General features: G+C 61.3%; 19 protein-coding genes and 3 pseudogenes. 9 read left to right on the forward strand and 13 right to left on the reverse strand.

The window, feature by feature from the left end:
- The 7 genes from B0G75_RS38345 to B0G75_RS38375 form a co-directional block, all read right to left on the reverse strand.
- Positions 1-547: alpha/beta fold hydrolase (locus B0G75_RS38345; protein WP_146142596.1), on the reverse strand; the 547-nt coding region annotated here is incomplete at its 3' end.
- A 23-nt stretch (positions 548-570) separates the two neighbouring features.
- Positions 571-1,557 carry an MDR family oxidoreductase gene (locus B0G75_RS38350; RefSeq protein ID WP_106314815.1) on the reverse strand — a complete coding sequence of 329 codons (987 nt, stop codon included), beginning with the start codon at positions 1,555-1,557 and terminating at the stop codon, positions 571-573.
- A gap of 74 nt (positions 1,558-1,631) precedes the next feature.
- Complete coding sequence (locus B0G75_RS38355) at positions 1,632-2,213, reverse strand: TetR/AcrR family transcriptional regulator (RefSeq protein WP_106314816.1); 582 nt, start codon at positions 2,211-2,213, stop codon at positions 1,632-1,634.
- Between the two features lie 155 nt (positions 2,214-2,368).
- The gene (locus B0G75_RS38360; RefSeq protein WP_106314817.1) at positions 2,369-2,767 is read right to left on the reverse strand and encodes a helicase; all 399 of its coding nucleotides are present in this window, start codon (positions 2,765-2,767) and stop codon (positions 2,369-2,371) included.
- A 58-nt stretch (positions 2,768-2,825) separates the two neighbouring features.
- Positions 2,826-3,671 (reverse strand): alpha/beta fold hydrolase, encoded by an 846-nt coding sequence (locus B0G75_RS38365; RefSeq protein ID WP_106314818.1) that lies wholly within the window; start codon positions 3,669-3,671, stop codon positions 2,826-2,828.
- Positions 3,672-3,899: 228 nt separating this feature from the next.
- The gene (locus B0G75_RS38370) at positions 3,900-4,688 is read right to left on the reverse strand and encodes an SDR family oxidoreductase (protein WP_106314819.1); all 789 of its coding nucleotides are present in this window, start codon (positions 4,686-4,688) and stop codon (positions 3,900-3,902) included.
- A 53-nt stretch (positions 4,689-4,741) separates the two neighbouring features.
- Positions 4,742-5,824 (reverse strand): alkene reductase, encoded by a 1,083-nt coding sequence (locus B0G75_RS38375; RefSeq protein ID WP_106314820.1) that lies wholly within the window; start codon positions 5,822-5,824, stop codon positions 4,742-4,744.
- Positions 5,825-5,953: 129 nt separating this feature from the next.
- Here B0G75_RS38375 and B0G75_RS38380 point away from each other — a divergent pair, with 129 nt between their 5' ends.
- Positions 5,954-6,550 carry a TetR/AcrR family transcriptional regulator gene (locus B0G75_RS38380; protein ID WP_106314821.1) on the forward strand — a complete coding sequence of 199 codons (597 nt, stop codon included), beginning with the start codon at positions 5,954-5,956 and terminating at the stop codon, positions 6,548-6,550.
- A 702-nt stretch (positions 6,551-7,252) separates the two neighbouring features.
- On the opposite strand, the gene B0G75_RS38395 is transcribed toward B0G75_RS38380, so the two are convergent.
- The 3 genes from B0G75_RS38395 to B0G75_RS38405 form a co-directional block, all read right to left on the reverse strand.
- The gene (locus B0G75_RS38395) at positions 7,253-8,515 is read right to left on the reverse strand and encodes an NADH:flavin oxidoreductase/NADH oxidase family protein (RefSeq protein ID WP_106314823.1); all 1,263 of its coding nucleotides are present in this window, start codon (positions 8,513-8,515) and stop codon (positions 7,253-7,255) included.
- Positions 8,493-10,145, reverse strand: coding sequence for a GMC family oxidoreductase (locus B0G75_RS38400; RefSeq protein WP_106314824.1), 1,653 nt, complete (start codon positions 10,143-10,145; stop codon positions 8,493-8,495). Before B0G75_RS38400 ends, B0G75_RS38395 begins: the two co-directional genes overlap by 23 nt.
- Positions 10,146-10,274: 129 nt before the next feature.
- On the reverse strand, positions 10,275-11,906 hold the full coding sequence (locus B0G75_RS38405; protein WP_106314825.1) for an AMP-binding protein: 1,632 nt from the start codon (positions 11,904-11,906) through the stop codon (positions 10,275-10,277).
- A gap of 632 nt (positions 11,907-12,538) precedes the next feature.
- Between B0G75_RS38405 and B0G75_RS38415 the strand changes: the two genes are divergently transcribed.
- The 3 genes from B0G75_RS38415 (at position 12,539) to B0G75_RS38430 (ending at position 15,210) form a co-directional block, all read left to right on the forward strand.
- Positions 12,539-13,213: a winged helix-turn-helix transcriptional regulator gene (locus B0G75_RS38415; RefSeq protein WP_258194935.1), complete on the forward strand. Its 675-nt coding sequence runs from the start codon at positions 12,539-12,541 to the stop codon at positions 13,211-13,213.
- 914 nt (positions 13,214-14,127) lie between these two features.
- Entirely contained in the window at positions 14,128-14,406 is a 279-nt protein-coding gene (locus B0G75_RS38425; RefSeq protein WP_146142594.1) for a hypothetical protein, read from the forward strand.
- A gap of 75 nt (positions 14,407-14,481) precedes the next feature.
- Positions 14,482-15,210, forward strand: a complete 729-nt coding sequence (locus tag B0G75_RS38430; protein WP_106314830.1) for an OmpW family protein — start codon at positions 14,482-14,484, stop codon at positions 15,208-15,210.
- 230 nt (positions 15,211-15,440) lie between these two features.
- Here B0G75_RS38430 and B0G75_RS38435 read toward each other — a convergent pair whose 3' ends face one another.
- A complete protein-coding gene (locus tag B0G75_RS38435) occupies positions 15,441-16,454 on the reverse strand; it encodes a substrate-binding domain-containing protein (RefSeq protein WP_106314831.1) in 1,014 nt (337 codons plus the stop codon).
- A gap of 171 nt (positions 16,455-16,625) precedes the next feature.
- Between B0G75_RS38435 and B0G75_RS38440 the strand changes: the two genes are divergently transcribed.
- From B0G75_RS38440 to B0G75_RS38460, 5 genes and pseudogenes are all read left to right on the forward strand, one after another.
- Positions 16,626-18,203, forward strand: coding sequence for a glycoside hydrolase family 68 protein (locus B0G75_RS38440; protein WP_374956960.1), 1,578 nt, complete (start codon positions 16,626-16,628; stop codon positions 18,201-18,203).
- Between the two features lie 154 nt (positions 18,204-18,357).
- Complete coding sequence (locus tag B0G75_RS38445; protein ID WP_106314832.1) at positions 18,358-18,612, forward strand: GntR family transcriptional regulator; 255 nt, start codon at positions 18,358-18,360, stop codon at positions 18,610-18,612.
- Positions 18,613-18,737: 125 nt separating this feature from the next.
- Positions 18,738-20,411 (forward strand): glycoside hydrolase family 32 protein, encoded by a 1,674-nt coding sequence (locus B0G75_RS38450; RefSeq protein ID WP_374956961.1) that lies wholly within the window; start codon positions 18,738-18,740, stop codon positions 20,409-20,411.
- A gap of 68 nt (positions 20,412-20,479) precedes the next feature.
- Positions 20,480-20,710: pseudogene (locus B0G75_RS38455) on the forward strand (IS6 family transposase); the annotation flags it as partial.
- Between the two features lie 66 nt (positions 20,711-20,776).
- Positions 20,777-21,424: pseudogene (locus B0G75_RS38460) on the forward strand (IS6 family transposase); the annotation flags it as partial.
- Positions 21,425-21,544: 120 nt separating this feature from the next.
- On the opposite strand, the pseudogene B0G75_RS38465 reads toward B0G75_RS38460, so the two are convergent.
- Both B0G75_RS38465 and B0G75_RS38470 read right to left on the reverse strand, forming a co-directional pair.
- Positions 21,545-21,775, reverse strand: a pseudogene (locus B0G75_RS38465) (citrate-proton symporter); the annotation flags it as partial.
- 140 nt (positions 21,776-21,915) lie between these two features.
- Positions 21,916-24,615, reverse strand: coding sequence for a CoA-binding protein (locus B0G75_RS38470; protein WP_106314833.1), 2,700 nt, complete (start codon positions 24,613-24,615; stop codon positions 21,916-21,918).

A 24,615-nucleotide genomic window follows, 5' to 3' on the forward strand; every position in this document is an offset into this window, starting at 1 on the left:
CTGCCTGGCGGCCGTTGGCGGTGGGGGTGAAGAACAGATAGGTTTTGGGATCGCGCATCGTCACCAGGCCCTTGAGCATCAGTGGCCAGGACATGGCCCCTACGCGATCGATGCCTTGCCCGCCTGCGGGCCCCGTACCTGTGAGGATGAGCCTGCGCACCAGGCCAGGCGCCTTCAGCGCCACGTCCTGCGCCACGAAGCCGCCCAGCGAAAAGCCGAGCAGATCGACCTGATCGAAACCCATCGCGCGGATCAGCGCGATTGTGTCGCGCGCCATCTCGTCCACGGTCACGGGCGCGATGCCGCCGGACGAACCGATTCCCCGATAGTCGATCGCAATAATCCGATGCGTCCGGGCGAGGCCATCGACGATACGCGGGTCGAAGTTGTCCAGTACGGCGCCCCAGTGGTTCAGCAGGACCAGAGGCGTGCCGCCGTGCTGGCCCAGTTCGCGGTAACCGAAGGTGGTTTCAGCTGCCTTGACGAGGCTATTCTGTGCCTGGGCATAGGACGTTGCCAATTGGGTATCCGGGTTGAAACTGGTCATCATCGATCCCTTGGGTTCGACCTTCAAGCGTTGACGTCAACGACGGTGCGGCCACGCACCTGGCCCTGAAGTACCGCATCTGCAACGCGAGGCACTTCGGCCAAGCCAACCACTTGGGTAGCGCGTGCGAGCTTTCCGGGGTCCAGGTCGGTGGCCAGACGTGCCCACGCTTCCAGCCGCACCGCCTGCGGCGCGTTGACCGAGTCGATGCCGGCCAGGGTCACGTTGCGCAGGATGAAGGGCAACACCGAGCCGGGCAGGTCCGCGCCCTGCGCGAGCCCGAAGGCTGCCACCGCGCCGCGGTAGCAGGTCTGCGCCAGCACGTTGGCCAGTGTGTGGCTACCCACCGAGTCGATCGCTCCGGCCCAGCGTTCCCTGGCAATCGATGGGCCCGGCCCGGACAGCGTGCTGCGATCGATGACCTCAACTGCACCTAGTTCGCGCAGGTAGACCGTTTCCTCCAGCCGTCCGGTCGAAGCGACCACCCGATACCCCAGCCTGGACAGCAAAGCGATGGCGATGGACCCGGCCCCGCCGCCGGCCCCGGTCACAAGCACATCGCCTTTGTCCGGCGTCACTCCTGCATGCTCCAGCGCGAGCACGGACAGCATCGCGGTGTACCCCGCCGTGCCGATCGACATGGCATCGCGCGTCGAAAAGACGTCCGGCAGCTTGACTAGCCACTTACCGCTGACGCGCGCCTTCTGCGCGAAACCGCCATGGTGGGTTTGACTCAGGCCCCAGCCATTGGCGACAACGCGGTCGCCCACCGCGAACCCTGCGTGCGATGACGCCTCCACGATGCCCGAAAAGTCGATGCCCGGAATCAGTGGGAACTGACGGATCACTGGCGCACGGCCGCTGACCGCCATCGCGTCCTTGTAGTTCACCGTCGAATAGTCGATTGCGACAGTGACGTCGCCTGGCATCAGATCGGCTTCGTCGAAGTCGACCAGGGCAGTGGAAATCACATCGCCAGTTTTGGTGGCCAGCAGCGCCTTGAATGTCATGGTCAATTCTCCGTTTGGGGCACGCGTTTCATATGTCAAGCGTCATGCTGAAGGGTAAAAAAAGCAGGTGAAACTCAACCCGCTGCTGGGACCAAATGCTCCAGCGCCGCCTCCAGCACCAGATTGGACAGCGGTTCTTCGTCGACTGCGCGCGCCAGCACCACCGCCCCAACCATCGTGGCAGTGGTCGCCAGGGCTCGCTCGTGCGCGCCGGGCTGACCCCAGTCGGGCGATTGGCGTGAGACCACGTCGATCATTTCCTTGATGCGGCGCGTAATTGCGCGTCGCACCCCCGGCGCCTGACGCGGCATCTCCGATCCCAGGGCGGCGATCGGGCAACCGACCTCCGGGTTCTTCACGTGCTCCGTAGACAGATACGCGCACAGCAGTGCCTGCAGGGATTGCTCGGCGGGCACTGCTTCCGTGAAGCGCAAAAAGGTGGCGATGGCCTCGGCTCCCGCGCGGTCCGCCAACTCGGCCAGCATGGCCTCGCGCGAGACGAAATGCGCGTAGAACCCGCCGTGAGTGAGCCCAGCCTCTCTCATGATGTTCGCAATGCCGATGCCGTCATAACCGCAGCGGCGGATCGCGTGTGCGCGAGCTTCCACGATACGCTGGTGTGTGGCTTCCTTCGATCGGGTCGTGGATCGTTTCATATGACGTTCATCAGCGATGAGTTTCTGACTACGAGCCCTCGCGCTCAATTGCGCGCCCGCAGGAGCCGCTTGCGAAAGGTTTCCCTGCCGCTTGACGACAGGACTCCAGGAACGCTGACAACGGCTCGTTCAGCAGAGCCGGTTTCATGGGCAACTCAGAAAGCAGTACGGTCGTACGGCGAGACGACTTTCGGGGGCTGCAGGAATGCCGTCAGGCCCTGAAACCACATCACTTCGTGGAAGTCGCCGCTGATGGTCAAGTCCTTGCTGCCGAGGCTCCGGAGGAAGGCCGCCTGACTGTCCTTGGCCGACAGGGTCTCGAAGCCTTTCGCGGCATTCTTGAAGCTGAGCGTGAACTGGGGGTTCGCCGTCAGTCCGGCAAAAGATCGGATAACGCCATCGCGGATGACGTAATGACGACCGGCGCCGGAAACCGTGCGAATCTGAAACACCAAGGTCTTGCCCGCGACGTAACGCGCACAGTTGGGATTGTTTTTGATCTGTCGCTTCAGGATCTGGGCAAACGCCCACAACAGAAATTTGAACTTGAACATGGCGGCCAACCTGGAAACATGATGTAAATGCGAGTTCGGGCGAACACTGCCGTCGCCGTCACTCGGCAAGAAACTGCTCAACGTGATTTAGGAAGCGCTGCGGGTGCTGGAACTGTGCAGCGTGACCCGAGTCCGCGTAGATGAACAACTGGGCGTTCGGCAGGTTGCGGACCATATAGAACGAGTTGACCGTCGGGATCATCACGTCGTTTACGCCGTTGAGGATGAACGTGGGCTGCTGAATGCCGCGCAGGTAGGCGAATGGATCGTCTTCCGAGAGTCTTGGCAGATACAGCATGTTGGCCTCGATCTGCGCTTTCGCGACCTCCGCGGAAGACGGGGGGTCCTGGTCGGCGCGCTGATGACGCCGTTCCCAGAACTCGCGCGCTGCCTGCTCAGCTTGCGCCGATCGGCCGAAGAACAGGTAGAGAAAGTCTTCGAAGACTGGGACAGGGTTGACGGCCGTGCTCAGCACGCGCGGTTCCATGTCGGGGTCGCCGCCTCGAGGGCCGGTGCCCAGCAGCATCAGTTTGCGCACCAGTTCAGGATGGCGCCGGGTCAGGTCCAGCGCCTGGAAGCCACCCAGCGAAAAGCCGAGAACATCGATCTGCTGCAAACCCAGCACGCGAACGAAGGCGGCTGCGTCATCGGCCATGTCCTCGATGCGTGTGCGTGGTTGACCGCCGGACGAAGCGATGCCGCGGCCGTTGTAAAGGATTACTTCGCGACCTTCTGCGAGACCGTCCGTTATCAACGGGTCCCAGTGGTCCATGCCGCCGCGGAAGTGCTGCAGAAACAGTAAAGGCGGCTGCGAGGAGGCGGTGTTGCCCCAGCGGCGGTAGGCGAATCGAGTACCGTCGACCTGAACGAAGCGGGTGGGCGTGGTGACGTGAGTATCAGTCATATAGTTACCTTTTGAGAGGCCGAAGCAGGGTGCCGGTCTGGTCGGGGAGCCTTCGCACGCTCACTCACCCGAAATGCCAGCACTCCGGGTAAAAGTCCTAACGGGGCTTCGCCTCGCTGGCCGCAGCGAACGGTGAAACAAGCGCAGCGGACAGTTCACAGAGGAAAACAATGGTTATCGGTCGACAAGGCATGGCCTGGCTTTCGAGTCAGACAGAATCCGCCGTGGTCAGGCTTCTGGCCGATAGCGCTCAGCCGCATGCGCTTGTCGAATGTCCGACACGAGTCCTTGACGCGCGCCGTCCAGCGCGTCCCAGCGCTCGGCCACGTGCAGCGGGGGGATGGTGACCAGTTCGCGGCGATCGAAGCCGACCAGTGCCGCATCGACCAGTTCGCCGACCTCCATCACATCGGTAAGCGCATTGACGTCGATGCCGGCACGCTCCCAGATCTCCGTGCGGGTCGCCGCCGGCAACACGGCCTGTACGTAGACGCCCTTGGGTAACAACTCCAGGTTCAGTCCCTGCGACAGGAACAGTACGAACGCCTTGGTGGCGCCGTAGATCGACATGCCGAATTCGGGCGCGAAACCCACCACCGAGCCAATGTTGACGATCGCGCCAGTACCAGACTGCACAAAGCGCGGAGCGACCGCGGCTGCGAGCCGCGTCAGCGCCGTGGTGTTGAGCGCGATCAGGCGCTCGATGCCCTCGGCCGTCTGCTGGACGAAGCCGCCGGACTGGGCCATGCCGGCGTTATTAATAAGGACGCCTATGCGAGTGTCGTCGCGCAGGCGAGTCTCGACCGCAGCCAGGTCGGCGGGCTGGGTGAGGTCGGCCTGCAGCACCTGGACGGCCACACCGCTTTGTTCACGCAGGCGCGCGGCCAGCGCATCGAGGCGCGCCTTGTCGCGTGCAACCAGCACGAGGTCGTGGCCGCGGCGGGCGAAGCGGTCCGCGTAGGTCGCGCCGATGCCAGAGGAGGCGCCGGTGATAAGAACAGTCGGAAGTGTGGTCATGGGCTATTTGCTTTGCTAGGGTCGCTCTGACGGGGGTGCAAGCAGCGCGCGCCTCAGGCGGCGATTGTCGGGTAATCGGTGTAGCCAGCAGCGCCGCCACCATAGAGCGTGGCGAAGTCGGGCTGCGCCAGCGGTGCGCCGGTCTTAAGGCGCTCGACCAGATCGGGGTTGCTGATAAAAGGACGGCCGAAGGCGAAAAGGTCCGCCTTGCCCTCGTTGAGGCTGGCCGTAGCGAGTTCCAGGTCGTAGCCGTTGTTGGCCAGGTAGCTTTGCTTGAACCGGCCGCGCAGCGCGTCGTAGTCGAACGGTGCGACGTCGCGCGGGCCGCCGGTCGCCCCCTCGACCACGTGCAGATAGACGATGCCCAGCGCGCTGAGCTGCCCGGCGATGTAGTCGTACTGCGACTGAGGATCGCTGCAGGAAATGCCGTTTGCCGGCGACACGGGCGAGATGCGCACCCCGGTACGGTCGGCGCCGATTTCTTCCACTACGGCGGCGACGACTTCCAGCAACAGGCGCGCGCGATTCTCGATCGAGCCGCCGTAGGCGTCAGTGCGCTGGTTGGCCCCGTCCTTGATGAACTGCTCCAGTAGGTAACCGTTGGCGCCGTGGATCTCCACGCCGTCGAAGCCGGCTGCAATGGCGTTCGCCGCAGCCTGGCGGAAGTCGTTCACGATGCCCGGCAGTTCGGCGAGTTCCAGAGCGCGCGGTTCGGAGACGTCGGCAAATCCGTTGTTCACGAAGGTCTTGGTCGCTGCACGAATGGCTGACGGTGCGACCGGCGCAGCGCCGCCCGGCTGCAGATCGATGTGCGCAACGCGGCCGACGTGCCAGAGTTGCGCGAAGATGCGCCCGCCCCTCGCATGCACAGCCTCGGTGACCGTGCGCCAACCGGCGATCTGCTCGGGGGTGTACAAGCCGGGGGTGTCCTGATAGCCCTGAGCTTGTGCCGACACCTGAGTGGCCTCCGTGATGATCAGGCCGGCTGAGGCACGCTGCGCGTAATAGGTCGCAGCCAGCTCGCTCGGCACCAGCCCCGCGCCCGCGCGGTTGCGGGTCAGCGGCGCCATGACAAAGCGATTGGCGAGGGTCAGACGGCCCAATGCGTAGGGCTCGAAAAGCGTCTTGTCGGTCATGTTGCGTCAGGTTCGAGGTTGGGAACAGAATCAATGATGACGAGTATAATCAAAACTGTCAATGTTTTGATGACGAACGACATCAATGTATAATGAAGCCTTCACACATGAACCCACCGTGGTCAAGAAATGAAGATCACCAAGGCACAGGCGCAGGCCAACCGGGAGCACGTTGTCGAGACGGCGTCCAGGCTGTTTCGGGAGCGCGGCTACGACGGGATTGGCGTTGCCGATCTCATGGCCGCCGCCGGCTTCACCCACGGCGGCTTTTACAAGCAGTTCGGCTCCAAGGCAGATCTGATGGCGGAATCGGCGGCGTGCGGAATCGCGCAGACCGCGGCGCTGAGCGCGGGTGTGGACGCGCCTGAGTTTGTGCAGTACTACCTCTCTCGCGAGCACCGGGACACCCGCGCGACCGGTTGCACGATGGCCGCCCTGGGCGGGGATGCCGCGCGTCAGCCGGAAGCAGTTCGGGCCACCTTCGCGGCCGGCATTGAGAGCCTGCTGGCGGTGCTGTCTCCCGAGGGCACTGCGTCGGACGGCGTGGATGCGGGACGGGCGCGAGCCCAGTCCCTTGACATACTGGCGCACGCAGTAGGCGCCATCGTCATGTCACGGGCCTGTCCGGACGACTCGCCGCTGGCCGACGAAATCCTGGCGGTTTGCCGTGACAAAATTCTCGCGTCACTGAGTTCGCCCGCGACAGCGCGCAATCACCCGAAGTGACACGGACACAGACGGCCGACTGGAAGTCGCGGGGACTCATAGAGCACAAAACATCAGACAGCCGATGAGCCCCCTGCGGAACCGACTATCGTTCTCGCCGTTGATCTCTCGCTCTCGGCTCCAAACGGTCCATGACCCAATCGTGGATAGCCACTAGCATTCCAAGATCGAGTTCATTTGGGTCGGTCGCCCCGAAATAGTGAACCCACTTTTCAAAAATATCGGCCTGCTCCCCGGAATATACGAGGCAACGAGTTTCCGTTTTATTCAGCAAAATTTCCTCCATCAATCACCTCATTGGGAAAGTTAGGCGGCATTTCCACAACAACTATCCAGAATATTAGGACTACTCCAATTGGTACGCCTCAGTATTATTTTACGTAAGTCGTTTCTCTGTTTCTGGCCTCAGGTACTCCGTTCTAATCCTTGTTAGATGACCAAGTATGAGTATGGAATTCTCTTGTTCGGCGCGAGCAGCCGAACGAGAAGGCTATTCCATCAAAACTTCAAACGTGCTCTTCGCCCTTCCGGCAACTCATCATCGCGCTATCTGGTGAAACCTCGGCCGCGCGCACTGTCGATGAGATGATAGTTGCTGCCAGGGCGAGCCCCAGGACGCTCGCCTTCAGTGGATGACGCATTGCATTGACTTCCATGATCATTATTTTGATGAAGGCGATAGCGGAAAGGTCGTGTCAGCAATCAAGCCCGCATGCGTTTGGTGCGATATTTGCCCCAACTGCTATCCATCAGGCTTTTGAGGAAGGCCATCAGGCCGCTTTCGCTGGGGCGGGGATTGCCTCCCCCGGCAATGCGTTTGAGTTGTCGCGTGTACCACAGGACTTCCATGATCCCCATGCGATCCACAGGCTTAATCCCCGTGGTGATCGGCCGTACGCGCTGCGCGCTGTCTCGACCTTGCAGCAAAGCTGCAGGCGCATCGGGGTCGATCGCGAGCAGTCGTGCCAGGCCAACAACGTCCAGTGACCCGGAACGCAGTGCAGCGTTCATGCCGTCGGCAGTGCGGAAGCCTCCAGTGACCATTAGCGGTACCTGGATCCTTTTGCGCACTTTTTCCGCGAACTCCAGAAAGTACGCTTCGCGAGCTGCTGTGGAGGCCTTTCCTGGCTTCTGGAAGGCTCCGCTCATGGCCGGCGCTTCGTAGGTGCCGCCGGAGATCTCAATGAGATCGATGCCGGCCTCGACAAGCGCCTGGATGGTCGCCATCGACTCCTCTTCGGTGAAACCGCCGCGCTGAAAGTCGGCTGAATTCAGCTTGATGCCCACCGGGAAATCGGTGCCCACCTCGCGACGAATCTCGGCGTAGACTGCCATCAGGAAGCGACGCCGGTTCTCGGGACTACCGCCCCATTCGTCAGAGCGATGGTTGTGGTGAGGTGACAGGAACTGACTGATCAGATAGCCGTGAGCGCCGTGAATCTGCACGCCGCTGAAGCCGGCTCTCTTGCAGATGGCAGCGCTGCGCCCAAAGCGCTGGATGATGTCGCGAATCTCGGCAACGGTGGCCTCCCGTGGGGTCTCAAAGAACGCGGCCATGTCTTCGCGAAACGGAATTGCCGATGGCGAGAGATTGCTGGCATTCAGGCCCTTGGGCGACTGTTTGCCGGGATGGTTGAGTTGGACCCACAGGGCCGCACCCTGCTCGGTTGCCGCGCGGGCCCATTGTTTCAGGACGAGCATGTCTGATTCGTCCTCGATCACGACGTTGCCCGGCTCGCCCAGCGCGCGGCGGTCAATCATCACGTTACCGGTCAGGAGCAGGCCAAGGCCGGAAGCGGCCCAGCGCCGGTACAACTCGACGAGTCTGGGTGTCGCATGGTTGTCGTAAGTGCCCAGCGTCTCGCTCATGGACGACTTGGCGAGACGGTTGCGGAGCACGCTGCCATTAGGCAGGCGCAACGGCAGGTTCAGCAGGCTCGAGCTAGATGGTGACGGATTGGCCATGAGGAGTACTCGGAAGAATAGTTGCAGGGGGCAGTTTCGCCGGAATGTGGGACATCGCGTGCTCGGTCAGCGCAGTAATGGTCAGGCTGGGGTTCACGCCAAGGTTGGAGCTGAGCATCGAGCCGTCGCAGACCAGCAGATTCTGATAACCGAAGACGCGGTTCTGCACATCCATCACGCCGCGCTCGGGAGAGTCCGCCATCGCGCACCCGCCCATGCAATGCGCCGTCGTGGGGATGTTGAACAGGATCTCAGTGAGCAAGGTCATAGGGATGCCGCCTAAAGCCTTTGCGCCCTTTTCCACAAAGGTGTTGGCCTCAGGGATGAAGGTGGGAATCGGACCTCCCTGACTGCACAGCTGTTTTGCAAACGGCCAATACCAGCGGCGCTTGAACTGCATGTTGATGATCGCGTCCACGGTCTGCATCACGACGAACAGGACTGTCTGGCGCGCAAACCCGAAAGGGTTGTGCACGCGCATCGCTTTCAGCGGATGAGTTAGCAGCGTCCATAGCCAGGTAAAAATCCGCGACCACCCGGCACGACCGCCAGACAGCAACGTCATCATCAGACCGGTCGCGTCCGAGCCTTCCGGGTAACGCACCGCGCCTATATGTGTATGCTCGTCAATGTAGACGCCGGCGCCGCCGGCCACGCCAGGCGACATGCTCTTGTCTTTCGCTGGAAAGCGCACACCGACGAGGGACTCAGCATTGGTGCGCACACGTTTGCCAAGGTCGTCGCTGATGCGCGGCAGGGAGCCGCTTGCCTTAAGGCGGAACAACAGTTCCATCGTGCCCAATGAAGAAGCGGAAAATACGACGCCGCGGCAGCGGAAGCTGCGCCGCTGCTTGTCGAACCACGCAGTTGAGCGTTCGGTGAACACCTCGTAGCCGTCGCTGCCGTCTTCCTTGCCGTTGAGCGGGCGTACGTCGATCACCCTGGTTTCGGCAAAGACCTGCGCGCCACGTTTTTCCGCGAAGTAGAGATAATTCTTGTCGAGCGTGTTCTTGGCGTTGTGCTTGCAACCCACCATGCAGCCGCCGCAACCTACGCAAGTCCCGCGCTCGGGACCTTCGCCGCCAAAGTAAGGATCCGGATAGCTTTTGCCGCCGGCCTCGCCTTCTGGCGCAAAGAAGGTTGCCACGCGGCCGTGGTGGAACGTGTTGCCTACGCCTTGCAAGTCCGCCATCTTCCTGAGCCGCAGATCCGCCTCGCCCAGCATCTTGTTCTCTGTTACACCCAGCATTCTTTCCGCCATGGCGTAGTACTGCGGCATGATGCCCTTCCAGTCGTTCAGGCCGGCCCACGAGCCCTCGTCCCACACCTTGTCAGAGGGCACCAGTAACGCATTCGCGTAGGTGATAGAACCGCCACCGACCGCGTTGCCCGTCAGAACCATCACGTGGCGGAAGATGCGCATGTTGTAGAAGCCGAACATTTTGAGTCCTGGCCGCCACATCCAGCGCCGCGCGTTCCAATTGGTTTTCGGAAAGTCCTCAGCCGTCCAACGGCGACCCATCTCCATCACGCCGACCGAATAGCCCTTTTCAGTCAACCGGCAGGCGGACACGCTACCGCCGAAACCGGATCCGATGACGATGTAATCGAAATCGTAGGAAGCGCTCATTGCGGGCACCTCGATGCGGCACCGGTGGCGTCTTCGACGTCGGCTTCAGCGTGCAAGATGTTCATGGTTTGTCTCCGTTGGTTTTAGTGGTCACGTAATCCATAGTCCAACTATCGCGCCACCTGGCGCTCATGCAATGTTGCGAAGCTCCCGCCGAAGGATCTTTCCCACAGTCGATTTCGGAAGTACGTCCACGAAATGGATAATCCTTGGTACCTTGTACGCCGCCATGCCGGCTCGACAGTGGGCAAGCAGTGCTTCTTCAGTCACATCGGCTCCAGGCTCCTTGATGACGAACAGCTTGACCGCCTCTCCTGTTTTTTCGTCAGGCACGCCGATGCAGGCGCATTCGGCGACGCCCGAAAATGTGGTCGCTACCGCTTCCACTTCGTTTGGGTAAACATTGAAGCCAGAGACGATAACCATATCTTTCTTGCGGTCGACGATCTTCAGGAAACCCCTGTCGTCGAAGATGCCGATATCACCGGTGCGGAAATAACCGTCCGCAGTAAGCGCTTTGGCGTTTGCCTCCGACTGTCCCCAGTATCCGGACATCACCTGCGGTCCCTTGACATGGATCTCGCCAGCCTCACCAATACCGACATCCCTGCCCTCGTTGTCCAGCAGCCTGACGTCGGTGGAAGGTAGCGGCAGACCGGTGCTACCGGTGAAGTCGCTTACGAACTGCGGGTTAAGCGAAACGACCGGCGAAGTCTCCGACAATCCGTAGCCTTCACGGATGAAGCTGCCCGTCACCGCCTTCCACCGCGCCGAGATGATGTCGAGCACCGCCGCCCCGCCGCCGACGGAAAGCTTCAGTCTCGACCAGTCGACCTCCGTCAGGCGTGGATGAGCAGCCAGGCCAGCGTACAGCGTGTTGACACCCGAAAACACAGTCGGTCGTGCGGCCTTCAGCACATCGATAAGGCGATCGGACTCTCGCGGGTTGGCCACGAGCCAGTTTTCGGCGCCGACGGAGAAGTAGGTCAGGAAGTTCACCATAAGCGCGAAGATGTGGTACAGCGGGATCGCGGTCACGACAACCTCCTTGCCGGGCCGGTGGGCATCGGGCATGAAGGCCTTGAACTGTTCGATGTTGGCAATGAGATTGCGATGCGACAACGCCGCGCCCTTCGAAAGCCCGGTCGTGCCGCCGGTGTATTGCAGGAAGAGCAAATCCGTGCCGCGCACCGTCACCGGATCGAGTTCGAGCTTCTCACCCAGATCGATCGCTGCTTGCAGAGTGATTCCTTCGCACAGCGACTCATCGACGACGGGCCCTGTATTCGCAGCGGCGCCGTCGTCGGGGCCGGCTGTGATCATCAGCCTGACGCCCGTCCTGGCGGCCACTTGCGCAAAGGTGGACGTTGACGCGCTGTGGACGACGATTACTTCGGCGCCCGCGTCATTAAGCTGATACTCGAGCTCCCGCGCCGTGTATAGCGGATTGACGTTGACCTGAATGCCACCGATTTTTGCAATAGCGATGAGGGCGATCGGAAACGACAGTAGGTTCGGCAGCATCACGGCCACCCGATCCCCCTTTTTCACGCCGACAATTTTCTGCAGGTAAGCGGCGAACGCAGTAGAGAGGCGGTCGACATCGGCGTAGGTCAGGGTCCGGCCACCGGCACGGAAGGCTGGTTTTTCTGCGAACTGGCGCATTGCGCCCTGCAACAGCACGGTCACGGACGGATAGCGATCGGCGTCGATTTCAGGGGGGATCGAGCCGTACGACTGGATCCAGTGTTTTCTGCTCATTCGGGTCTCCATAGACTTAATGCGAAGGCCTCATACAACCGGGCCCGCTACCGCACCGTGCTTGCCGGGTAGCAACGTCAGACGGGAACCGTCCGAGTCAAAGGCTAAAGATGCACAAAGCCTAGCTATGCCCATCCAGATCACTATATCATTTGTATAGCTATGTGACTATACAAATGATATAGTTACATCCGTGAGATGCACTAAGAGCCTCGAATCGGGAGCAAAAACGTGGGCCCGGTTACGACATTGACATCGCAGGAATCCGAGGCGCGTCTGCCGTTCGAGTGGGCTGGTGCTGGGTATGGCGTCTCTTCCAGGGTAGCCGCGGCGATGAATGTTTATCTCGTCGCAGCGGCGATAGCGCGGCTCGTCAACCAATTCCGGGACGGACCGGCGCACGCACCGTGCAGAGGGCCCGCTGCGAAGTCTTCGATCATGGCCAGGCGAGCAGACGCCCGGCCGTTGATCCGCGATGGCTGGGCGCGACTCTTCACAGAACTTGATGTGCTACTGATGCAGGCAACCACGAAGGCGGCGCCGCAACATCTGATTACGATCGGGTTTGCGACGCGGATTTCCCGTTTGGTCCTCGACTGTCGAGTTCCACCCGTCTTCGCTTGAGCAGGGGCTTGTACAATATTGACATGCCAAACAAAACCTACGGTCAACTTTGCCCAATGGCCCGGGCATTAGACGTCCTCGGCGATCGTTGGACGCTACTCGTGATCCGCGAACTCCTGCTGGGTCCGAAGCGGTTCAAGGATCTGCTGGCGATCATGCCTGCCATGGGCGCAAACCGGCTGTCCGAGCGCCTGACAATGCTGGCGGAGAGCGATATTCTCCAACCGACCACGTTGCCAGCGCCCGCCGCAGCGCCAGCTTACGAACTGACGGAATTGGGCGAACAATTGCGCAAGCCACTGATCGCGCTTGGACTCTGGGGTCTGCGCCTGCCGGTCGACGAGCGCATCGATCCGTCCAGTGCCCGTGCGGAACTCATCGCGCTGTCCTTGACGGGCTCAAGCAATCCGGCGTCAAGCGCCGGTTTGCGAGCCCTGTACGAGTTCCATGTGGGGGCGGAAGTTTTCCATATCCCGGTGAACGACGGGAAGGTGCTGGTCCGCTCCGGTGCGAGCGCAGAGCCCACCGACCTTACGGTACAGTGCGACGTGGAAACGTTCATGGCGCTGGCCCTGCGCCAGGTCACACCTGCACATGCGCTCCGCGAAGGGCGCGCAACCCTCTTACAAGGAAGCCGACAAGCGTTCACGCAGGTATTCAAGGTTCTCGAATACAAGCCCTGATGCGTCGGGCCGCCCTGCGTGCATCCGCACACTGCGGATCGGGCGTGGTGCGCCTGAGCGAGTCTTGTCCTGTCGACAGTGCGAGAGAATGCATCAAGCAGGCGACAACAGACGGTGTTGCCGCCGCATGTTGCCGAATTACTATCAGCCGTATATTCAGCCGGCCGCACTGAACGCACTCGAAGCGGAACGCTGGCCTTGGCCGACGACTTCGTCGACGCTGGACATTAGCGATGGTGCATCGCTCGAAGGCGCTTTCAGGTTGATCGGCAGGCGCGATGCCAAAAGGCTCCATCTGCCGTCAAGCAGTGACGGAATCGCGCATGTCGACCCGTTCCGGCAAAAGCTGCTGCCCCACAGTCCTGCGCGTAACTTCACCTAAGCCCACAATCTGACCCGAGAGTCGCAAGGGATCTGCCCCCCGCGACGTCGTGCCCGTCTCGTCCAGAAATTCAATAAGTCCAATGATCGAGCGAACGTTCGCCGAGCATCCTCGCTCACAGGACCACGATACCCGGCCGTAATCTACCGAGCCGGATCGGCATGCCGCGCTCAGACAGGTTCGCCCTTCGGCAGTCGGTTGTGGTTTTCACTTACTATACATTTAATATAGTTTGCGTACTATACGCTTTGTATAGCGATTCAGAACTATCCTCGGTATCGGATTTATAAATATGCACGTGCAAACGCGCCCGCTTGGTGTTTCCGACACCACCGGCAGGTAGGTGCCACCACCCCTCCTCGACGCTTCCGAGTATGCGCCATGAGCAAATCCTACTCGCAGGACATGGTTTCGTTGATTCAGCCTCTGCGCCTGCCGAACGACGGCGTACTCCGAACCGCGCTCGCAAAGGGGTGAAACAGACGCTGGGCACTTTCGACAATCATCGGCGTTGAACGCCAAACGGGAGTCAATGATGGTCCAGGAAGGCCGCTCTGTCGCGCAAGCGATCGCAGCGGGCAACTATCACCAGATCACCGTGTACCGCACGACCGAATCCGGAACACGCCGCATTGTGCGTCACTACGATCCGCCTGCGTGCGAATCACTGGATGAGGTTATCGAGTGTTATCGCGGGCAATTTGGCACCTTGGGAGAAGAGTTCATCGCAGAAGGTAGTCGGATTGCCGCGGGCTCGACTCGGGGCCGCTTTATCGAGGACGTTTGCGACGTGACAGAGCGCCTCCGGTAGCGCCCTCGCGTCCCGCCTCCCAGTTGCTTTGCCGTTTCACCTCATCACCATAAACGTAAAACCGGAGGAGACAGGATGTTGCAAAAGGGAGTTTTTGCCGTTGCCACCGCACTGCTCACGTGCACGGCAGCTCAGGCGCAAAGAGCAGGAGATATCGTCACGAACTTAGGTTGGTTCCATTTCGCGCCACAGGACTCCAGCGAACCACTCACAATAAACGCACTCGGCCGCAGCGTCACCGCGGCGGGCACCGGCACGTCGGTCGACAATGCCGATACGGTCGGGTTCGCCGCCACATACTTTATTACCGATCACATCGCCACCGCGGCGGTAGGTGGCATTCCGCCCAAGTTTCGGCTAACAGGCGCCGGCGCGCTCAGCTCTCTTGGGCGGGCGGGCTCGGCATATGAGTGGAGTCCGACAATATTGCTGAAGTACTACTTCAACGATGCTACGAGCAACCTTCGACCATATCTTGCTGCGGGAGCGGCTTATGTCTGGTTTAGTGGCGCGAAACTTGAACCGGCTGCGGCCAGCGGCGCGTTTTTAAATTCGCCAACCCTTGGGACCGCTCTCGAGGGGCCGACTACCGTCAAGCTGAGCCACTCGTTTGCACCTGTGATCAACGCAGGCTTGACCTACAACATCAACCAACATTGGTCGGTTGATGCCTCGCTTTCGTACATGTGGCTGTCCGTCCGGGCAACGCTGACAACGCAGTCGAAGCTGGGTACCGTGACCAGCAGTGCGAAGCTCAAGGTTAATCCCATCATTTCGTGTGTATCCATCGGATACAAGTTTTAGCACGCGTCCAATGGGTCTCGCGATCAATTCGCGCGAACTTGAATCGGACGTTGATACGCTCGACAGGCTCGTGCAAACTGGCGCAGCTCACTGCCAGTCTGGCTTCTTGACATGACGTCGAATCCGCTTATCGCACGGAATTTCCGTGCGAGGGAAACTTGCAAAGAACGAAAGTGGCGTTCATGCGTCCGCGTTGGAATCGGCGGAACTCTGGCCGCGCGAGCGCGCGGTCAGACAGGCGGCCCATCGGTATCACCTATCTCCACGCTTGGCCGCACGAGCCGATGTGTGCAACTCGTGCGGTCGTTGATCGCATCCATCACGAGTTCCGCGATGATGCGCCCCGTCGACTGACCAGTACGCTGCACGACGGCCGTGACGGTGTGAGGAAACGCCACATCCGGCGGCACGCCGTCATACACGATCAGCGAGACCTCGGCGCCGACCTTCTTGCCGCTCTCCACGAGCGCGCGATACGCGCCCGTCCCTGCAATATTGTTGTCGACCAACACGGCTGTGGGCGGCTGCGCGCGGCTCAGCAACGCGCGCATCGCCTCACGACCGCCTGTCCTGTCGAATGACGTCTCGACCAGCAAAGAAGCGTCCGGCGCGATGCCGGCATCGCGCAACGCAGCCAGGAAACCCTCGCGACGCTGCGCTGCAAAACTCATCGACAGCGGCGCGCTGACCATTGCGATGCGCCGATGACCGAGCCCGATCAGGCGTTCGGCCGCCGCGCGCGCGCCCGCCTCGTTATCGAAATCAAACCATCGATAAGGCTGCGAGCTATGCGTGCGGCCGTAGGCGACGAAAGGCAACGCGTGGTCCTGCAGGAAACGTATGCGCGGATCGTCGACGAGCGTTCGGGCAACAACGAGCGCATCCACCAGTTTGCTATGGACGAGGCGGCGGTACGAATCCATTTCGGCTCCTGGCCGCGCCGACACAATGATGAGATCGAGCCGGTTTTCCGCCAGCGCCTCCGTCATGCCTGCAACGACCTCGCCAAAGCGCGGGTCGCCGAGATCGCCCACGCCGAACGGATAGACAATGCCGACCGCCTCTGCGCGTCCGGTGGCAAGCCGACGCGCGGTCGGGTCCGCATGGTAGCCGAGCGCTGCCGCGGCCGCCTTTACCCTATCGCGGGTTGCTTCATTCACGTCGTCGTAACCGTTAAGCGCACGGCTCACCGTCGTCCTCGAAAGGCCGAGCGAGTCGGACAGCGTCTTCAGATTTACCTTCACCGTTCACCTTGCAAAACTAAAGGCACCGCACCCGCGCGGACGTACCTCGACAGCACCATTCTATCCTGTCACATAACTTTCTTTGCCTTCCAAACCGGTTTTGGTTATTATCCAAACCGGTTTGGATGTAACGCAACAGCAATTTTTATTCACTTTTCTGGATGCGGCCCCATGACATTGCTTCCGTTTTTTTCGACCCCCATGCGCCCTCGCCTGCGAGCTGGCGTCGTCGCCGGTTCCTTACTCGCCGCCAGTGGTACGCCCGCCCTGGCCCAGTCGGCTACCGGTTTCCCTGCCCCGACTCCGCACTCGCAGCAGGCCTATGACCCCGAAAGCAGTTTCACGATGCGCTGGACCCGTGCCGACGTGCGCCAGATCAAGGCCCAGTCGCATACGGCGACGGCCGTGGACAAGAACTCCCTGCCTGCCTCGCTGACGATGCCGGACATTGCATCGAACTTCCCGCTGATCAACCCGGACGTCTGGGTATGGGATACCTGGCCGCTGTCCGACGTTCGCGCGAACAACCTGAGCTTCAAAGGCTGGGAAGTGATCTTTTCGCTGACGGCCGATCCGCATGCGGGCTATTCGTTCGACGATCGTCATGTGCATGCGCGGATCGGTTTCTTCTATCGCAAGGCGGGCATTCCGGCGTCGCAGCGTCCGGCGAACGGCGGCTGGACTTACGGCGGCCATCTGTTTCCGGACGGTTCGAGCGTCAGGGTATTCGGCACCGCGCCGATGACGCAGAACGCGGAATGGTCGGGCTCGGCGCGCCTGACTAACGGCAATAACGTGAGCCTGTACTACACGGCGCTGTCGTTCAATCGCACCGCCGAGGGCGGCCAGGACATCACGCCGCCCATCGCCATCATCTCGCGCACGGACGGCCACATTCACGCCGACGACAAACACGTGTGGTTCGACGGATTCGACAAGCACGATCCTTTGCTCGAACCCGACGGCAAGCTGTATCAGTCACGCGATCAGAACGGCTACTACTCGTTCCGCGATCCGTTCGTGTTCGTCGATCCTGCACATCCCGGCAAGACCTTCATGGTGTTCGAAGGCAACACGGCGGGTCCGCGCGGCGCGCGCACGTGTACCGAGGCCGATCTGGGCTATGCACCCGGCGATCCGTACCGCGAAGACCTGAACGCCGTGATGAACTCGGGCGCCACATATCAGAAGGCGAACGTGGGGCTTGCCGTCGCGACGAACGAAAACCTCACGCAGTGGAAGTTCCTGCCGCCTCTCCTGTCGGCCAACTGCGTGAACGATCAGACCGAGCGGCCGCAGATCTACATCAAGGACGGCAAGTACTATCTGTTCACGATCAGCCACCGTCCGACCTATGCAGCGGGCGTCGACGGGCCGGACGGCGTCTATGGTTTCGTCGGCAACGGCATTCGCAGCGACTTCCTTCCGCTGAACAAGGGCAGCGGTCTGGTGCTCGGCAATCCGACCGACTTTGACCAGCCGATCGGCGCGCCGTATGCGCTCGACCCGAACCAGAACCCGCGCGCGTTCCAGTCGTATTCGCACTATGTGATGCCCGGCGGCCTCGTCGAATCGTTCATCGACGCGATAGGCCCGCGACGCGGCGGCACGCTGGCGCCCACTGTGAAGCTGAATATCGCGGGCGCGTCGACATCCGTCGACAGGACGTATGGCAACGGCGGACTCGGCGGCTATGGCGACATTCCCGCCAACCTGGACGCAGGCCGCGGCAAGTCTGGCGATCACTAACTAAAGACCGCACACGGTCAGCAGCGCGAGGACGACCATTGCATAGCGCTGCAGCCGCACGGCAGGTGGACGGAAGCCCGGCGCCCGACAGTTGATTCGTCGTGCCTGGCTAACGCTACACTGCGCTGTGGCAATCGGCACGAGGATTGTGACCATGAACCGCTGCTGGATTCCAGACCTGCATCAATATGAAGGTCCGGCCTACCGCGCAGTCGTCGCGGCAGTCGAGACCGACATCGTAACGGGCCGGCTCAGACCCGGCGACCGCCTGCCGTCACAGCGCGTGCTCGCGGATTTCCTCGGCCTGAATGTAAACACCGTGAACCGCGCGATGCGCGAGACGGCGCGTCGCGGGCTCACCGCCGCCAACACGCGCAAGGGCACCGTCGTTCTCGGGCCAGGCACGTGATCGGGCCGTTGTCAGTGCTGCTTGAAGCAGCGCTTACGCCCTGTGCCTTCGCACACTTTCTCGCAATACCACATGCAGTCCTCGTCTCCCACGAGGCATGCGTCCACCACTGGACAAGACATTACATGCACGCGCTGCAACGATTTTCCGACCTCACTCTGCCCTTGCGGCCTGCATGGCTGTTCGCCTTGCTGAGCGCATCCATCGCGATGTGTGTCGCGCCATGCGTCGCCTTCGCATCGCCGTCCTCTTCGGACCGCGTCGAGAACGGCACCCCGCAATGGCGGTCTGCCCTCCACTACACGCCACAGCGCAACTGGATGAACGATCCCAACGGGCTCGTGTACCACAACGGCGACTATCATCTTTTCTACCAGTACAACCCCGGCGGAATCGCGTGGGGCAACATGTCGTGGGGGCATGCGACCAGCCGCGATCTTCTGCACTGGCGGGAACAACCCGTTGCAATGCATGCCAATACGAACGAGGAAATCTTCTCGGGCTCGATCGTCGTCGATGCGCGCAATTCGTCCGGCCTCGGCCCGCCCCATTCGACCCCGCTCATTGCGCTTTACACGAGCGTCTACAAGGAAGGTTCCGGACATGCACCGGGTATCCAGGCTCAATCGCTTGCCTATAGCCTCGATGATGGCAAGACGTGGCAGTTCTACAAGCGCAACCCCGTGCTCACGCTCGCCCCGGAATCGAAGCAGTTTCGCGATCCGAAGGTGTCCTGGTACGCGCCGGGCGCTTATTGGCTGATGACCGCGGTTGTCGCCGACGCGCATGTCGTCAAGATGTACCGTTCCGATAACCTCATCGACTGGACGTTCCTCAGCGACTTCTCGCTTCCCGATGTTCCGCACCGCGAAGCGTTGTGGGAAATGCCGGACCTGTTTCCTCTTCCACTCGATGGCGATCGCAGCAAGCAGAAGTGGGTAATGATCGTCAACGTCAACCCCTGGTCGATTGCGGGCGGCTCGGGGGCGATGTACTTCATCGGCGAATTCGACGGCAAGACGTTCACGCCGGAGCATATGCCGCCTGCGGGTTCGGACCCGTCCCGCTATCTGTGGCTCGACCATGGTGCGGACTATTACGCGGCGGGCACGTTCGCGGGCGCACCTGGCGGAGCGCCGGTCACAATCGGCTGGATGAGCAACTGGGACTACGCGGACCACATACCGACCACGCCGTGGAAGGGCGCAATGGCATTGCCGCGCAAGCTCGCACTCAAGACGCTCGACGGCACGCCGACGCTGACCTTCGAACCCGTCGCGCAATACGCGGCGCTCGTACGTGCGAGCACCACGACGAAAATCGGCGAACTCAGCGTCAGTTCAGGCACTCGAGCTCTCCCGCCGTCAACACGCGGTGTCGTGCAGGACATCGAGTTGACGATCGACCCGCAGTCAGCCGAGCGCATGGGACTCATCGTGCGCGGATCGGCGGATGGAAAAACGGGGACACGAATCGTTTACGACACGCGCCGTCAGACGTTGACGCTCGACCGCGCGGACTCCGGCGAGACCGGTTTTTCGCCAGCGTTCAGCAAGCGGCACATCGTCAACCTGCCTCTCGCGGGCGGTGCATTGCGGCTTAGGGTCGTGATAGACAGAGACTCAGTGGAGGTCTTTGCACATGACGGCGCGACCGTCATCACCGATCTTGTCTTTCCGGCACTCGAGGACGACCGCGTCGCTGTTTTCGCCGACAACGGCACGGCAACTTTCCGTGACATCGCGATCACCGAGCTTTCGGCCGGGACGGCACGTCGCAAGCAGACGGCCGCACCATAGGTTCCGCAGTAAGGTGGTTCGCTATGATGTGCGGAAGGACATGAACGACTGAAGCCTCGACGAAGACGTTGAATCCTCCGGTGGCCCGAGTACTGAAACGCCCGCACTATCCGCTCAGCCTGCGGCACCTCGAAGAAATGATGGCTGAGCGCGGCGTTTCGGTCGATCATTCGACCGTGCACCGCCGGGACATCAAGCTGCTGCCGGTACTGGAGAAGGCGTTTCGCCGCCACAAGCGCTCCATGGGCAAGAGTTGGCGTGTCGACGAGACCGACATTAAGGTCGGCGGCCAATGGAAAGGTTCTGGTGCAAACAGGCTCGGCGAATCGGTTGAAGTATTCAGCCCAACAATCTGGTGGTCGGTGATGAGCAAGCGCAATGGCCTGGAGGCGTTGTTTGATGGCCGGCATTTTTATCGGGAGATCATCATTCTCTGCGTGCGCTGGTACTTTCGCTACGAGCTTATCCTGCGCGATCTGGTCGAGATGATGGCCGAGCGCGGCTTGTCGCTGGTGCACACCACGATTATGCATTGGGTGAAGCGCTTCACGCCGGACTTCGTCAAGCGCTGGAATTGTTTTGGCATACCCACAGGGCGGTCATGGCGTGTTGACGAACCTACCTTAAGGTTCGTGGAAAGTGGGCTTATCTGTACCGTGCGGTAGATCGAGCCGGCCAGACGGGAGACTTCATGCTCAGAGCGAAGCGCGACGTGGCCGCGGCCAAAGGCTTTTTCAGCAAGGCAATCAAACATCAGGGCCAGCCGCCGGAGACGATCACGCTCGGCGGGTATGCCGCCTCGCACCGCGCTGTGCGCGAGATGAAGGCCGACGGCTTGCTGCCTGAGGACACCAATATCCGGTCCTCGAAGTACCTGAACAATTTTGATCGAGCAGGACCATCGAAATATCAAGTCCAGAACGAATGTGATGCTCGGCTTCAAACGATTCAGGAATGCCATGACCACGATTTCAGGCATCGAATTGATGCATCGCATTCGCAAGGGGCAGTTCAACTTCTCCATGCTCGGACTTAAAGATACCGCTGCGCTCGCTGTCTGGAATACCGTTCTTTTCAATCGATATGGTATCCATATCGATAGGAAAAAACTTGATTTGACCAGCCATTTGCACCAGAGCCATCGCACCGAGCGGCCGCATCAGGAAGCCCGCGCCGAAGACGGCGAAGGTCATCATCAGCGATGCGAACTCGCTCGCCGCCGGGAAGAAAACCGCGGCGATCTGCGTTGCTTAGAAGCCGAACAGGAAGAAGTCGAACTGCTCCAGGAAGTTGCCCGCTGTCACGCGTAATACGGCGGACGTCTTCGTCTGCCCCGGGGGCAAGCTGCTTGAGGAGGGATGCATACAGGTGTCTCCTGAAAACTTCGAACGTCGTGGTGTTCGGGCGCATTGTTGTTTGTCGAATACTCGCCCGGACAGCGGGAAACGCTAAGTGCTATTTGCGGCACGATTGATGTTCGCTGGTTATCAGTGCCGGGTTGCTTTCAAGCCACGAAGCGGCACTGGGAGGCGGGCGTGCGGGTGTCCATGTTGCGTCCCCGGTTCAGGTGATCGTCGATTTCCGCCGCGCATCCGAGCATGCGGGGATAAAGGAAGATCGTGAACGCGGCGCTTTCCAGATCGCGCTCGGTCAATTCACCACGTTTAAGCGGCTGCCACAACATCTTCAGCAGCAGGGCCGCGATCACCGCGTCTATGTTGACACAGTACACGTTGCGGGACACGCCGGCATCGAACAACGCCTGTACAACTTCGCGATAGAACGCATGGAACACGTTGTATTCCCCGCGCTTCTCGCACAAGTTTGCGATGAACACCTCGCGGGGGTCGTGATTGACGGGCCTGTCTTTGAACACCGGATGATTGACGCCCGGGAGCTTCGCGATATCGAGGCTACCCGCGCTTTTCTGCCGCGCCTTGTATTGCGCGTAACGCTCAACCGAGCGCTGGGCCAGCGCGCGCAGGTCCACGCCATGTCCAGGGTCGGCCGGATCGTCGAGGCCGCTGTCCCTGAACGCTTCGATCAGGAATGCGACGCCCTCATAGCCGTTGCCGCCATGCGTATAGCCGGTATGCGAAAGAAAGCCGACCAGCGCCTTGTTGAGTTGCACGCGCTCGGGGCTTTCCGGACCGTCGGCCGAGACGGCGCCTTTCGCACCCTGCGCCGAGATGGCTCCTGGACCGTTGGTGAGCAGCAGACCGACGAGCGTCTTGAAGGCGAACAGATCGTCGCAGCCGGGTTCGAGATCGAGCAATGCGGCGAAACAAACCTCGGTGAGGCTGCGTTCATTCAGCAGCGATTCGGTGGTGAAGCCGCAGAAGCCTTCCGGGGCGTGACGAGATGCATCCGCCGAAGCGCCGATCAAACGTCCGAACAGCATCGTCCACCAGGGCAAGCTCTCTGCGGTCACGCGCGACACACGCTTGCGCATGAGTGGACCCCACGCCAACGTGGTCGTGATCGCGGCGAGGACGGCATCCGCCGTCGGGTGCGCCGGCTGCGACGCCAGCCAGTGGATTAGCACTGACCTGGCTTCACGCTTCGCAAGTCCCGCGAGCATCGCTTCGGCGCGCGGATCGCGGGCATCGACGAAGAGCGGCTCGCAGCCGGTGGCGTCGATCTGGCCGATATCGAAGCTTTCATCGAGCGCGTTCGTGAGGCCCGCAGCCGCGAAGCGATCGATCAGCCATTTGGCGGCATCGCGCGCCGCCCGCTGACGATTCGGCCCGACGATCGATGCCGCAGCCGCCAGAATCGCGTTCGGGGCGTTGCCCGCCTCGCGCGCCGCCTGGGCGGCGACGAGTTCCGGCGTTCCATGCAGATTGACCGAAGCCGCGATCGCTACGCTGATCAGCCTCTCGTCGTTCTCGCCGCCGGATTCGTGCAGCAAGGCAAGGTTCACGTTCGCTTCGAGCGAGCGCGTCGCGGCGTCGAGCATCGAGGTTCCGTGCAGGCTGCTGACTTGCGTTTTCGCGTCCATTTGCGACGCGCCCGATGCGTCTTTGAGCGTCTGACGCGGTGCAATCGCCCCGATCTGGCTGTTGACCTGCAAGACTTGCTCGTCATACGGAGCGACCGCGCGGACCACGGGAATCGCAAGGGCAGACGGCAACTCGATCTCTTGATCGGAGCCAAACCACGGCTTGAGCGCGAGGCTGCCTTCGGGCTCGAAGTCGGGCATCGTCGCGTTGGCGCGCATGACGGCGGTCAGCGCCGCCGGGATATGCGCAATATTCGTGACGACCGCGCCCTTGGCCGAGCAGCATGGATCGTCTGGGCTAAAGAGCCGGTCGACGCCGAACTTCTCCATGAACCAGCGTTCCTTCGCTTGCGCGTCATCGGAACCGCCGGCCATCGCGCCCGCATGACCGACCGCGCGCGTCAGCCGGCTTTTCCACCGGCCCACCACGCAGGCAACCACCGGTTTCGTAAAGGTCGCATCGGCTTCGTAGTAGCCGCCCGGTTCGCAATAGAGCACGGCGGCCTTGCTGCGCGCATCGTTGGCGAGTGCGAATGCGAATTCCGGCGCGGCGTAGTGGATGTAGACGTCCTTGCCGCTCGAAATGACGGTCGATGTGCCCCAGCCGCTCATGCGCAGATATTGCGCGATCGTCGTGCTGAATCCACCGGAGTTGGAGAAGATAGCGATTGAACCTTTGCGCAGCGAATCGTCCGGATTGTCGCCGCCGAGCGCTCCGCCGATTCTCACGCGATTCCACGAGTCCGCGACGCCCAGCCCGTTCGCCCCGAAGATGTCGATGCCCGCTTGCTGACCCATCGCGCGGATTTCGCGGGCGTCATGCACGGCGATCTTCTCGGTGATGATGAAAATCTTCTTGAGGTCGGGATTGACGCGAATCAGTTCGGCAACGCCGTCGCGGGCAGCCGATGGCGGCAGATACACCACGCCGCAGTTGAAGCGGTGCCCTGCCTCCAGCCCTTCGCGGACGTTGTTGTACACCGGGATATCGCCGGCCGATGTGGCGAGCGTTTGCCCGCCCTTCCCCGGTGCCGTACCGAAGACTATATTGCCGCCCGAGAAGGCATGACTAACGGGCGTCACATCCGAAGACTCACCGCCAAGGATATTGAGCACGCACACGCGATCGTCGCGCGTGGCGATCTGTGCAAGCGAGTTCACGCCGACGAAGTACTTGAACGGGTTGCTGTGTTGTTTATACAT

The organism is Paraburkholderia sp. BL18I3N2, from assembly GCF_003001875.1.
GTDB classification, from domain to species: domain Bacteria; phylum Pseudomonadota; class Gammaproteobacteria; order Burkholderiales; family Burkholderiaceae; genus Paraburkholderia; species Paraburkholderia phytofirmans.